The organism is Spirosoma jeollabukense, assembly GCF_054777855.1.
This window is the reverse complement of sequence record NZ_BAAHAD010000001.1, coordinates 853,193-866,042: the sequence shown is the minus strand read 5'-3', so window position 1 is coordinate 866,042 and position 12,850 is coordinate 853,193. Positions and strand designations below refer to the sequence as shown.

At 48.5% G+C, this 12,850-nt stretch carries 13 protein-coding genes; 4 read left to right on the top strand and 9 right to left on the bottom strand.

The annotated features are described in order from the left end of the window. Nucleotides 1-36: 36 nt before the first annotated feature. The gene (locus ACYVEA_RS03455; protein ID WP_461111921.1) at nt 37-390 is read right to left on the bottom strand and encodes a hypothetical protein; all 354 of its coding nucleotides are present in this window, start codon (nt 388-390) and stop codon (nt 37-39) included. 61 nt (nt 391-451) lie between these two features. Here ACYVEA_RS03455 and ACYVEA_RS03450 point away from each other — a divergent pair, with 61 nt between their 5' ends. Both ACYVEA_RS03450 and ACYVEA_RS03445 read left to right on the top strand, forming a co-directional pair. Continuing rightward, entirely contained in the window at nt 452-913 is a 462-nt protein-coding gene (locus tag ACYVEA_RS03450) for an OsmC family protein (RefSeq protein ID WP_461111920.1), read from the top strand. 125 nt (nt 914-1,038) lie between these two features. Then, a complete protein-coding gene (locus tag ACYVEA_RS03445) occupies nt 1,039-1,833 on the top strand; it encodes a thymidylate synthase (protein ID WP_461111918.1) in 795 nt (264 codons plus the stop codon). Nucleotides 1,834-1,885: 52 nt separating this feature from the next. On the opposite strand, the gene ACYVEA_RS03440 is transcribed toward ACYVEA_RS03445, so the two are convergent. Together ACYVEA_RS03440 and ACYVEA_RS03435 are read right to left on the bottom strand one after the other, a co-directional pair. After that, nucleotides 1,886-3,076: an FAD-dependent oxidoreductase gene (locus ACYVEA_RS03440; protein WP_461111917.1), complete on the bottom strand. Its 1,191-nt coding sequence runs from the start codon at nt 3,074-3,076 to the stop codon at nt 1,886-1,888. 30 nt (nt 3,077-3,106) lie between these two features. Continuing rightward, on the bottom strand, nt 3,107-3,412 hold the full coding sequence (locus tag ACYVEA_RS03435) for a 2TM domain-containing protein (RefSeq protein WP_461111916.1): 306 nt from the start codon (nt 3,410-3,412) through the stop codon (nt 3,107-3,109). Nucleotides 3,413-3,545: 133 nt separating this feature from the next. On the opposite strand from ACYVEA_RS03435, the gene ACYVEA_RS03430 reads away from it, so the two are divergent. Next, nucleotides 3,546-5,270: a helix-hairpin-helix domain-containing protein gene (locus ACYVEA_RS03430; protein WP_461111915.1), complete on the top strand. Its 1,725-nt coding sequence runs from the start codon at nt 3,546-3,548 to the stop codon at nt 5,268-5,270. A gap of 342 nt (nt 5,271-5,612) precedes the next feature. After that, nucleotides 5,613-6,275 carry an endonuclease III domain-containing protein gene (locus tag ACYVEA_RS03425; RefSeq protein ID WP_461111914.1) on the top strand — a complete coding sequence of 221 codons (663 nt, stop codon included), beginning with the start codon at nt 5,613-5,615 and terminating at the stop codon, nt 6,273-6,275. A gap of 153 nt (nt 6,276-6,428) precedes the next feature. On the opposite strand, the gene ACYVEA_RS03420 is transcribed toward ACYVEA_RS03425, so the two are convergent. The 6 genes from ACYVEA_RS03420 to ACYVEA_RS03395 all read right to left on the bottom strand — a co-directional run bounded on the left by ACYVEA_RS03420 (nt 6,429) and on the right by ACYVEA_RS03395 (nt 12,715). Beyond that, nucleotides 6,429-6,974 (bottom strand): hypothetical protein, encoded by a 546-nt coding sequence (locus tag ACYVEA_RS03420; protein ID WP_461111913.1) that lies wholly within the window; start codon nt 6,972-6,974, stop codon nt 6,429-6,431. Nucleotides 6,975-7,099: 125 nt separating this feature from the next. After that, nucleotides 7,100-7,576, bottom strand: a complete 477-nt coding sequence (locus ACYVEA_RS03415) for a DinB family protein (RefSeq protein WP_461111912.1) — start codon at nt 7,574-7,576, stop codon at nt 7,100-7,102. Next, nucleotides 7,573-10,584, bottom strand: coding sequence for a glycoside hydrolase family 3 N-terminal domain-containing protein (locus ACYVEA_RS03410; RefSeq protein ID WP_461111911.1), 3,012 nt, complete (start codon nt 10,582-10,584; stop codon nt 7,573-7,575). The genes ACYVEA_RS03415 and ACYVEA_RS03410 overlap by 4 nt, the downstream gene beginning before the upstream one ends. A gap of 169 nt (nt 10,585-10,753) precedes the next feature. Continuing rightward, on the bottom strand, nt 10,754-11,443 hold the full coding sequence (locus ACYVEA_RS03405; RefSeq protein ID WP_461111910.1) for a porin family protein: 690 nt from the start codon (nt 11,441-11,443) through the stop codon (nt 10,754-10,756). A 186-nt stretch (nt 11,444-11,629) separates the two neighbouring features. Then, complete coding sequence (locus ACYVEA_RS03400; RefSeq protein ID WP_461111909.1) at nt 11,630-12,076, bottom strand: hypothetical protein; 447 nt, start codon at nt 12,074-12,076, stop codon at nt 11,630-11,632. Between the two features lie 54 nt (nt 12,077-12,130). Further along, nucleotides 12,131-12,715 carry an RNA polymerase sigma factor gene (locus ACYVEA_RS03395; RefSeq protein ID WP_461111908.1) on the bottom strand — a complete coding sequence of 195 codons (585 nt, stop codon included), beginning with the start codon at nt 12,713-12,715 and terminating at the stop codon, nt 12,131-12,133. Between the last annotated feature and the right edge of the window lie 135 nt (nt 12,716-12,850).

Sequence of the window (12,850 nt, the reverse complement as noted above, 5' to 3'; positions counted from 1 at the left end):
ATCTGGTGAATACAGGCGGTTTGGAAATTCTTCGACTCAGAATGAACCCCGTCCAAAAATATGATCCAGGGAAATCGGTTCGTTGTGTAAAATGAAGAAGTAGATCAACGCTGCCAACGCTAGGTAGCTAAAGGCCAGCCACTTTCTTTTTTGGGCAAACTCGGTCGGGTGATGATAGTAGTCATAAATCATGGAGGCTGACAAACCCATGACCATCAGGAAGAACGAGAATACGCCAAAATCTGTTCGATACATACTTACCGACTGCATGAATCGTGCGCCCGACACGATGTAAAGCAGCCAGCAGCCGAAACCCGCCCGGTATAAGTACACGCTTAACCGCCGGTCGTTTTTGAGGTCGAAGAGGTCGTCGGTGAATTTTTCGGACATGATTTAACTTACTTTGAGCTGGTGAAAATAAACACTTTACCTGATAAACGCAAAAAAGACAATGCTTGATTCACAACCGGTTGACATAGTTCAGGAATTTAATACAATGCAGGTCGAGCTAGTACGTGTAGACGATGCGTTCCACTTTGAAGCCCTCGGAAAGTCGGGCGTCGCGCAACACATAGATGGCGCAGTCGATATTGGCGGCCATAACGCGGGCGCGCGACCCATGGAAATGTTGCTGATGGGATTGGCCGGTTGCTCGGCTATCGACGTGATTCTGATTCTGCAAAAACAAAAGCAGGTGATCGAAGATTTTCGACTGAAAGTGGATGGCCTGCGCGAAAAGGACGCCATACCCGCGCCATTCAAAAAAATTCATATTACCTATCTGCTTAAAGGTCAGCTAAACGCCGATAAAGTGAAGCGCGCCATTGACCTTTCTATGGATAAATACTGCTCGGCAACAGCTCAATTCCGCCCGTCGGCTGACATTACGTATTCGTTTGAGTTGAATAATTAAGTAAGCCAGTCATTAATGATAAAGGCGTGCCACGGTTGCAACCGTGGCACGCCTTTATCATTAATGACTGGCTAATATTTTCACTAACGTTTGGCTTACTACGTTTGACTTCCGACTTTTGTTTAATGCAACAATACCATGATCTGCTTCGCCATATTCTCAAAGATGGCACGCGCAAAACTGACCGTACAGGCACCGGCACCATCAGCGTTTTTGGCTACCAGATGCGCTTTAATCTACAGGAGGGCTTTCCGCTACTGACCACCAAAAAAATACATACGAAGTCCATTATTCATGAACTGCTTTGGTTCGTGAAGGGTGACACGAATATTAAATACCTGAAAGACAACGGTGTGTCAATTTGGGACGAATGGGCAGATGAAAACGGGGATCTGGGTCCGGTGTATGGCAAACAATGGCGCAGTTGGGCCGCGCCCAATGGACAGGTTATCGACCAGTTGCAGGACGTATTGAAGCAACTTAAAAACTCCCCTGATTCGCGTCGGATGATTATTTCGGCCTGGAATCCCGCCGATGTTCCTTCTATGGCGCTGCCTCCCTGCCATTTGTTAATGCAGTTCTACGTGGCGGATGGCAAGCTCTCCTGCCAGCTTTACCAACGTAGCGCCGACGTATTTCTGGGCGTTCCCTTCAACATTGCCAGCTATGCATTATTGACGATGATGATTGCGCAGGAATGCGGCTACATTGCTCACGAATTTATCTGGACGGGTGGTGATACGCACCTGTACCTGAATCACCTAGAACAGGTTGAAACGCAACTTTCCCGCGAGTCGCGGCCGTTGCCAACCATGCGTTTAAATCCGGAGGTAACGTCGGTTTTTGACTTTATATACGCGGATTTTACGCTTGAGAATTACAATCCGCACCCCGCCATCAAAGCGCCTGTGGCGGTGTAGGCCGTTAACGCTGGCCAACGTTTGTGATGTTTCATAAACGAACCGGCGAAGCCTACTCTATTTTCGTAGCCCAGTTAACTTTATAAGAATATACCCAATCCATTTTTTTGGCCTCGTACTTTACAAAATATGGCAAAAGTAGATCCCTGAAAAATTGTTGAAATTTGTTGGGAACTGTTTTGTTATCGCCCACTTTTCTAGCTTCCCGAACTATTTTTTGCACTCTGGCTTGTCGCACTGATTGAAACTTCGCAAAGGCTGTTTCCACCGTGGCGAGGTCTCTGATGCATTGCGCTAAAACGATGGTGTCTTCCAGGGCCAATGATGCACCCTGACCAATGTGCGGGGCTGTGGCATGAGCAGCATCACCTATCAGACAAACACGCCCGTTATGCCAATTTGCTAAAAAAGGAATATCGTAAATTGGGTAAAGCTCGATTGTGTGGGCCGATTCTATGATGTCTGTAATGGGTTTCGGATCGTTTTTGTGCAGCGTTAACAGCGTATTTTTGAGCTGATCCATGTCTATTTTGTTCAACTCATTTCTCTCTGGTTCTTTGTCCTGCGAAATGTTATTGAACCACCAGATTTCGCCCAAGTTGGAAACAGCGTACGCGAAAAATGATTTCTCCCCGAAAGTCATACGGATCGAACCATACAAATCCGTTACGTTATCCAGTTTTGTGAAACCACCCGTTGACAGTAAGCCGGTATACGCTATGTTGGGCGCATTGGGAAATATAGCTTTTCGGGTTGCCGAATGAATACCATCGCAACCAACGATAAAATCGGCCGTTGCTGTCGTTCCATCGTCGAAAATAGCCGTTGCCGAATGTTCGGTTTGGGTAATTGATGTTAGCTTTTTACCCAGTTCTATCTTTATCCCCTCCTCAATAGCTACGTTACGGAGCGCTTTATTGAGCAAGCCTCTTTTTAATTGAACAGTTTCGGCTCCATACAATTCGGTTTGGTTGGCATTGTCAATTTCACCTATCTGTTTATTTTGTGCATTGAAGAAGGTCATTTTTCCGGGGGTGAAATCTGTTAAAATCGTCTCAAGAGCCATAAGCTCTTTAAGCACATTCAACCCGTTTGGCGAACTACCTAAAAAAGCACCGGTATCATCTCTATGCCTGGTTTGTGCTTCATAAATAGTGGCGTCTATGCCTATCCTCTTCAGGAACAAAGCCATTGCCGGACCGGAAATTCCACAGCCAATTATGATTGCTTTTTGCCTGTTCACTTGGTTTAAATTGTCTTATGCGCTTGCTACTTACGCTTGCTGATCCACTAGTTTCCGGTATTCCTCTTCAATCATATGCTTTTCGCGATTCCGGTAAACAGCGAAGTAATGCGAGGCTAAACCAATGCCCCAGCCGAGCATCGGAAGAAAAGGCCAGGGGAAGATGAAACCATTGTGCCCAGACGATTGGAAAGCAAAGCTGGTCAGTGCCCAGATGAGCCAGAGGCCGGTGTTAACAAGCAGATACGTTTGGAGGTGTATTCGAAAACCGACGCGGGCTTTGGCCTGTTTCCATAAATAAGGGTCACGTTCGGGAGTTGTTGGGGTCGATTCCATGAGTTTACGATTCGTTTTGACTGATAATCAGGCCGGTTTGTTGTCCGACGATGTAAAGGTATTGGGACCTTGTAACGTCATTCTCTAAAATCTGACCGATTGCCTAACTTGCGGAGTAAATTGCCGTTTTTGTATGACTAATTCCGAAATCGTTGACCTGCTTGAAATGACCGGCCGGTTAATGGAACTCCACGACCGCGATACGTTTAAAACACGTTCTTTCCAGACAGCCGCGTTTAATTTAGATAAATCAACTGCCGACTTACTTAATTTGCCCGTTGAAGAACTGGTTAAATTACAGGGCGTTGGCAAGTCTGTTGCCCAGAAGATTCGTGAAATTGCGGAAACGGGCCGCCTGACTGACCTGGACGAACTACTGGCCGAAACACCGCCTGGTGTGCTGGATATGTTTCGCATCAAAGGGTTGGGTGTCAAGAAAGTACGTACGCTCTGGCAGGAGCTAGGTATTGACAATCTCCATGACCTGCAACGGGCGGGCGAAAACGGCGAGATTGCAAAAATCAAGGGATTTGGGGCCAGCACACAGGAGAAAATTCTGGCTGCACTTGAGTTTTTGCAGGAACAGCAGGGAAAAGTTCGCATGGATAAAGCCGAGATGATCGCTCATCTGTTGCGCGACGAACTGACCGAACACGTCGAACGTGTTGAAATAAGCGGACAGGTTCGGCGCAAAGCGCAGGAAGTGGATATGATTCAACTGCTGGTGCAAACCAGCGACCCCCTTTCGGCCATGCTGACGCTCGGTCAACTACCGAATCTGGAGCAGAACGAATTGGAGTCGTCACCGTTTGCCTGGCGGGGGAAACTGGCCGGTTTCGACGTATTGGTTGAGATACTGTTGTATCCAGCCGAGCAGATCAACCGACAATTGTTCATCAACACAGCTACCGATGCTCACTTAAAACAAGCTGGACCCAGCGGCACGTCGTTATTGCAGTCGGCCTATACCGGTGCATACGTAGCAGAAAATCAGTCGGTTGTCGAAGTGGAAACAGCTATTTACGAACGCGCGGGTCTGCCGTATATCGTTCCTGAAATGCGGGAAGACGACTTTGCCTTCCGCTGGGCTAGAAATCACCGGAACGACGAACTCGTTACCTGGGACGATCTGCGCGGTACGCTCCACAATCACAGTACGTGGTCGGACGGTAAACAGTCGGTTGCCGATATGGCGGCTTACTGCCGCACACTGGGCTTAACGTATTTTGGCATCGCCGATCACTCAAAAACGGCTTCCTATGCTGGTGGGCTGGATGCCGAACGTGTGCGCCAGCAACAGATTGAAATTGATCAGCTTAACGCCGGTTTTGGTTCTGACTTCCGGATTTTTAAAGGGATCGAGTCTGATATTCTGGGTGATGGCTCACTGGATTACGACGATGCGACGCTGGCCACTTTCGACTACGTAGTGGCATCGGTTCACCAAACCCTGACCATGTCGCTTGAAAAGGCAACGACCCGGCTGCTGCGGGCCATTGAAAACCCATACACCACCATTCTAGGCCACCCAACGGGCCGATTATTGCTTGCCCGCGAAGGCTACCCAATTGATCACCGGGCCATCATCGACGCCTGCGCTGAGCACAACGTTATTATCGAAATCAACGCCAGCCCGTACCGGCTCGACATTGACTGGCACTGGATTGAGTATGCCATGCAGCAGGGGGTTATGTTGAGCATCAACCCCGACGCGCACGATTTCGCCGGTTTGCTGGACATGCATTATGGTGTAGCCATTGGCCGCAAAGGCGGATTAACAAAAGCCATGACATTCAATGCGCTGACGCTGGAAGAGATGAGCGAGTATTTGCAACGGCGTCGATTGGCCATCAAATAGATATTTTTATGACTCTATGTAAGGGTCATCCCAAGAGCGCCAATCAACTTCGCCTATATCGGTCCAGACTTGAAGCGCCGGTAGTTCGTCTGGGAAAAAGCGTACCCGGTGGGGCTGGAAAGATAGTAGACTACTAACGGATTCAGCCCATGCTTTTTACTCAAAACTACCCCCATTACTTTCAATCTACTACTTAAAAAATTATCGTATAAGCCCTGACTCTCAGGGCTTTTTTATTAAAAATAAATAAACCCTAGTACGTATCAATGGCTGTACATAAGTAAACAGAGAAAAATCTTTGTGTACTCCGTGACAACTCGGTTATCTCCGTGTTTAGCTAGTATGAAACCCAACTTTGACCTCAACGTTGTTCTTGCTGGTATTGAAGAGGCCATCCGGCCATATCCTAAAGCCGCTATGTTTGACTTGTTTGAACGGGGCTATAATAGCCTCTTCGAGCAATTGATTTCATGCATTGTTTCTATTCGAACGCTCGATGAAACTACAATTCCGGTTTCACTACGTCTGTTTGAACAGGCTCGAACACCCGAACAACTTCTAACGTTAGACATCCCAACGCTGACAGAGTTGCTGTACGGCACTACGTACCCAGATCAGAAAGCTTACACCATGCGCGGTATTGCCGAGCGCATTGTTAATGAGTTTAACGGGCATTTACCCGCTGATTTTGATACGTTGATTTCACTAAAGGGCGTTGGACCGAAGTGTGCTAACCTGGCCCTTGGCGTGGCAACGGGCCAGGCGGCCATCAGTGTAGACGTGCATGTACACCGGGTGGTGAACCGGTGGGGATACGTACACACGAAGCAGCCCGAGCAAACGTTGAAAGTCCTGGAAACGCATGTGCCGCGCGACCAATGGGTGAACATCAATCGGTTGCTGATGCCATTTGGCAAACATATCTGTACCGGTACGTTACCATATTGCTCCACTTGCCCGGTTTTACCCTATTGTGAGCAAGTCGGTGTGGAGCGGCACCGCTAGGGTTGGTTTGAGTTGTTTGGCGTAGTCTCTGACTACGTCAAGGTGTTATCCGGTCTCTGACCGGTATTAGTCTGGCAAAACAGGCCGGTCGGAGACCGGATAACGCTGTGACGTAGTCGGAGACTATGCCAAACAAGGTAGCACTATTAAAAATTACTCTTCTTTCGGCGCTGCCGTCAGGGCCGTTTTTAGGCTGGCTAACGTAGCGCGGCAGGATTTATTAATCTGTTGATACAATTCGGTTTGTTGCTGGACCGTCTGTTCGATCACTTCTTTCTCTTTAGCGGTAATTTTGTTGCCAGCCGCCTGCATCATTTCGTCCACAGTAGGGCTGGTCGGTCTGACAAGGAGGCTCAATCCATTACTCTCCGTAAGCAGATCCGTTATGGTGGCTCTATACCGGCCATACTTAGCTTCGATGGTCAGTGTATAGCGAACATTATGGCTGTCAATTAAATATAAGGATTTGATGAACAGGATGTTATTTACTTGGTCATATTGCTGTTCGGCACTTAGGGAGTCGTACTCATGACCTGCCCAGGCTTTGGCCTGTTCAATTATTTGCTTCGCTTTTCGGGTATTATCCGGTAGCTTAACAAGTTCCTGGTACTGCACCTGGCCGGTTTCATTCGTTGGTAATTTGACTTGCGCCAGAGCCGTAAATGAACAGAAAAATAAGAGCAGAAATGGGTATTTCACGTCGCTTGATTTTGCGTTGAAACTGATCTTTAATGGATTCTTATAGGCACGGATACCTGGCAAGCGTATAGCTGTGTTGACAGGAAACGAAACGTGCTTGTCGCCCTAGTATCAGATGCCTATACTCAGGCAGTTTTATGGTTCTTTATGCCTTCCCGTTGCCAGACGATAAAATCGGTTACGGGGGCTTCAGCCAGCATTGGGCGAATGAGTTGAACCACCTGCCCGCGGTGATAGGCCGCATGATGGCTCATGTGCGTCAGAATATCGAGCAGCGTGCTCTGATATGGATTACCCTGAGAATTATGGTACTCTACCATCTGCAACAACTCCAGTTCAGGCACACCTTCCAGATAGCTAACTAGCTTGCGGTGCTGACGTTCAGCCGTTTCGACCATCCAGCTTACCGGAATATCTTCCCAGATGGAAACAAATACCGATTCATTCGCCACACGGCCAAACCAAACCTGTTCTGCCGACAAAATGTGCCCCATAACAGCTACCGCTCGTGAGGGCGGTTTCGCCACGGTTTCGAGCGCATCAATCACACGTCGATTCGCCCAGAGTTCGTAATCAAGTAAGTGAATCAGATAGTCTTTCATCGCATTCCCCGTTTAGTGGCCTGATAGAGTGCTTCAACGATATTCGTTCGCGTATTCAGGTTCGCAAGTTTAGGATTATTTCGGGTAGGATAGACGCGATTGCATAAAAAGATATACGTCAGATTATAGGCCGGATCGGGTTCAACCCAAACGAACGTTCCGGTAAAGCCCGAGTGCCCGAAACTGGCTTTGGTTGCCGACTGGGGGGCGTTTCCTGAGTACTTGAATGAGGGTTTATCGAAGCCCAGGCCGCGTCGGTTACCTAACTCCGGGAACTGATAGCGCGTAAATTCGGCGATCGTTTTGGCCGAGATAAACTGTTGTCCACCGTAGCTGCCTTTCTGCCGGTACATTTCATAGACCTTCATCAAATCGTTGGCATCACCAAATAAACCCGCATGGCCCGATAGCCCGTCGAGCATAGCCGCGCCTTCGTCGTGTACGCGTCCCCAGATGAGCGTTTTTCGAAATAAGGAGTCATATTCTGTTGGCACAATTCGATTGAGTGAATAAAATCGACGGGGTTTAAATGTCAACGTACTGGCGCCAAGCGGCCGGTAAAAGGTTGTTTTCAGGTAATCCTCAAAATCTATGCCCGTTAGCCGCTTCACGATCAGTGGGTAAAGGATAAACGACAGATCGGAATAAACATACTCCTTTTTCTCGTTCAAGGGCGAGTCTCTGATCTGTTCGTAAATCGTTTGCGGATACTTTCTAAATTCATACAGACTGTCGGTTACCTCAATTGGATACCGGCTGGATTGCTCGGATTTAAACGTTTTCGGTTTCCATGTACCATCCGGATTTTTGGTGTCCATCCAGAACGGAATCCACGCTTTCAGCCGGGCCTGATGGGTTAATACGTCTCGCCAAACCAGATCTGCCTTGTTCGATTTTTTAAAGCTGGGCAGATAATCCCCCATTTTTCCATTCAGGTTGAACTTGCCTTCGTCCACTAAGCGCATCAGGGCGGGCGTTGACGTACTCACTTTCGTCACCGATGCCATATCGTAGAGGTCGTCTAACTGTACGGGCCTGGGTTCTGCACCCAGTGAGGCATCGTACGTATGCTGACCGTACGCTTTGCGGAAAATTACTTTGCCATCCTTTGCCATCTGCACCACACAACCTGGAAACGCCTTTTGTGTAATACCCACGTTCACCAAAGAATCGACTTGTTGCGTCAGAAACACGCTATTGATACCAACCTCTTCGGGAATTGTATATTTGAGTCGACCGTTAGGTTGCACAGGTATACCGTCGCCGATTCGAAAACGTTGATTGACGGTTACCGGCAATTTTCCCGATGCACCGATAGCTCCGAAAATTAACTGCGCCGATAATTCTTCGGTATACGTAGTGAGCTGATAGGGCATAACAATGGCCCGTGCCTGCTCGATGCTCCGGCTGGGCTGAGCCGTATCCATCGGAAAGGTGAGTTTGTCCAGAACATAGGTATTGCCGAAGACCGTGACAACCGCTTTCCCCGTAGCGACCAACTCACTGACCAGACCCGCCGTTTTCGCCTGAAGCCCGTATTTTGCTGCGGGCCGGATGTTATTCAGGTGAACGTCGACCAAAAACAGGTTATAATTTTTGAGTGAATCGCGCACCTGCGCCAGTGTTGAATCGGGGGTGTTTGAGGTGATGTTAAAATGGTCGATCTGCGTGTAGTTGGCCGCCATTTGCTGAAACGCCGTGATTTTGTCGCTCTCAATCGCTACCGACGCAATGCGCAATGTATCTAATCGCTGCAAGGGCAGTAGGTTTCTCTCGTTTTTTAAAACCGTCAGACTGGCTTCGGTAAATTTACGGTTGAGCAGCTCATCGCGCACCGGGTTGATGTCGCGCACCAGATTTTCCAGCACAATGGGCTTATACTGATCCAGACCAACCCACGCTTTGGCACGTAGCACTTTGAGGCAACGGCTGTCCAGGGCTGCCTGAGTAAGTCGGCCGGTAGCAATAGCCGACTTGATCTGCGCTAATGCTGCGGGTACGTCCTCGGTAAATTCCAATACGTCCATGCCAGCCTCAAGACCTAGTTCGTCGGCTTGCCCGGACGGGAAGTACTTCGTTACGCCTTTCATGTTCATCGCGTCCGAAAAGACCAGCCCCTGAAAACCCAGTTCGTTTTTGAGCAGGTTGGTAACGATGGCAGGGGAGAGGGTTGAAGGGCGATTACGTGTCGTATCTAAGGCCGGAATACTCAAATGGGCAATCATCACGCCCGCTGCACCAGCCTTGATCAACTGCCGGAAGGGATAGAGTTCGAGCGAATCGAGCTGTGCCCGACTTTTCGTAATCAACGGCAGATCGTAGTGCGAGTCGGTGCCGGTGTCGCCGTGGCCAGGAAAATGCTTAAGGCTGGTTAGTAGGTTATTGTCCTGCATCCCACGCATATAGGCAAGTGCTTTGCGCGAAACAGCGTACTTGTCTTCACCGAAAGATCGAAAATTAATGACTGGATTGTTCGGGTTGTTATTGACATCAACGGAAGGCGCAAAATTAACGTGAACGCCTAAACGACGAGCCTGCTTAGCCAGGTTAGCCCCCATCTGGTAAATCAGCGAATCGGAACCCGCGCCCTGCATGGCACCAAGCGTCATCTGATACGGGTAGCGAACGGTGCTGTCCAGGCGCATGGCTAGTCCCCACTCGGCATCCATGGCGATCAGTAAAGGTACCGGTGAAGCTTTCTGTAACCGGTTCGTCAGTTGAGCCTGCCGAACGGGACCACCCTGAAACATCACCACGCCACCGAGTTTATTGGTTTGAACAAGCCTGATCAGCGAATCTTCGTAAGTTGGTTTGCGGTTTGAATAACCGGCCACCATGATCAACTGGGCAATACGGTCGTCGGGTGACATGTTCGTAAAGACCGAATCAACCCAGCAATTCTGACGGGCATTGAGTTGAAAAAAAGTAGGCGTGGTGGTTTGGGCAAAAGCTGGTAGGGACAAAAAAACACTGAATAAACCAAACAGAAGGGACCGACAGAAGGGCATGAGCTGATGAATTGAACCTGAACCTCAAAAATACGAAAACTATTTCCTACGGCTGCCTTAAAAAAACAGGACCGAAATTTTGAACGAAACAAAAATCGCCTTTACCATAGCTATCGACAAGCATGATAAAGGCGATTCTGTAGCCGTTTTTTATACAACCACTTATTTACTATCGCTTATAACGACTGGGGTGCTCACGTCCTACACCGAAGCCGTAGCCAAGTGTCAGTGTAATTGTTGAGTTGTTGAGGTTATTCCGTGTGCCCCACAAATTAGGCAAATTAGACTGTACATTGCTCAGTCCCAGGTTGTAGCGGGCATCAATCAAAAAGTGTTGCCGATTGCCCATTCCCCAGTTAAGTTGAAAACCGCCTGTGGCCCCTAAATCCAGGCTGTTGAAATCCTGGGTATTATCATTATTAATAACCGTAGTAGGGCCCGAAAGTATCTGGCCGTCGGTGCGTTTGGCGTTTAGTTTAATGGCCAGAGAAGGTCCAACGAAAACATTAGGTCTGAAATTACCGGATAGCGTTAGAAAATAGCGGGCCACCACCGGTATTTCCAGGTAATTGACATGTTGGGTAAACTTGTAGCGACCGTCATCATATTTTGCTCCCCGCTGCATATACATGACGTCAGCTGAAATTCCGAAGTGATTCAGCGAACTATACATTAAAAAACCACCGGCTGCCAACCCTGGCTTAAATGACATGTGATCTGCATTGCCCCAGTAATTAGACATATTCAAGCCGATACGTGGTCCGGCTGTGAAGCGTTGTTGAGCGAAAGTGCTTGATAGACAGCAGAAAACGAACAGAAAAACTAGTAAAATAGAGCGTACTGAAATTGGGCGAAACATGGAGAAAACAATAAGTTGATATGCCCGGTTAACGTCTGATCTCCGACAAATGTTTTACCGTTTCAGAAGAATATCTCAGAAATTGCTAAAAACCATAGGTAAAATTGCGGCCAAAACAACTGGGCAGGCAAGGCCCTGCGCCCTTATAATCTGCGCACTCTATGCTTCCTCACCGCGAAAATTAAGCTAGCTCAAAAAGTCTGGATGATAGGTTACGGCGTTGATCGGCTGCACAGGAATTGAGCTACCGGTCACTACGTTCGTAACAGCATGGGCAGGTTTAACCTGAAGCTTTCTAGCTTGCTTAGGGGCGAAGAAAATAAAGTAGATCGCCATCGCCAGCATGAATAGAATCGCTGCCGTAGTGGTCGCAATCCAGAGTGGCCAGAGCCGTTTCGGGGTTGCCGACTCATGAATGCGCTGATGAAGTGCATCGCGTAAATCGGCTATTTGGTCGGTCATTGGCCCGGCCGCCAGCGTAGAGGCCGTTTGTTGCATGGCTTCCAAACCTGCCAATGCGTCGGCATAAAAGGGATTTTCCAGCAAAATTCGCTCTACACGGTGCCGGGCCGGGCCGCTCAGCTGGCCGGCCTGATAAGCCCGTAAATCGTCGAATGTTAGTTGGTCGTTCATGTCATAGCGCGGGTGGAAACCCGCGTTGTAATTACTTGCGGGTTTCCACCCGCACTATTTTTGCATACAAATTTTCAAATTTCGGCGACCATTTTGCAAATAACTTTTCACTTGCTTCAGGTCGTAGCCCGTTATCTCGGCCACTTCAGTATACGTTTTCCGCTCCAGATAAAACAGCGTCAGGCAAGTTTGTTGCTCAGGTGGCAACGTTTGCAGGCAACTTTCCATACGGCTCAGGTCTTCCTCCAGGTCCGAATCGGTTGTTTCATCAATCAATAATCTATTCCGTGACTCATCATCGGTTTCGTCAACGCCGTTGGTAACCAGTGTTGTCTTTGGATGAGCCTGGTTTTTACGGAGTTGCATCAGGCAATAGTTGCGGGCAACGCTGTGGAGCCAGGCCCCGAACTGCTGTACATCATGACGTAGCAGATCGGTCACCAGTTGCTCAAACAAATGCATGACTGCATCCTTGGCCTCGTCTTCGTCGCGCAGATAATTATAGCAAACGGCGTAGATCAGTTCCATATGCCGCTCGTAAAGTTCACCCAATACGGCCAAATCGCCCGTGGCGCGGTAAGCCGCGACATACTCCAGGTCGGTAGTGGGTTTGGGTTTACGAAATCGCTTTAGGAACATGCGCTGCCAGGCTACTTACTGTATAGATGCATGAACGGACTAAATTCCACACAGATTGTTTGGCACGCTGTAAAGTTGGTCTGAAATTGCCTGAGAGTTATTTCTTATTTGGTCTGAAGACCCCTAAATCCCCCG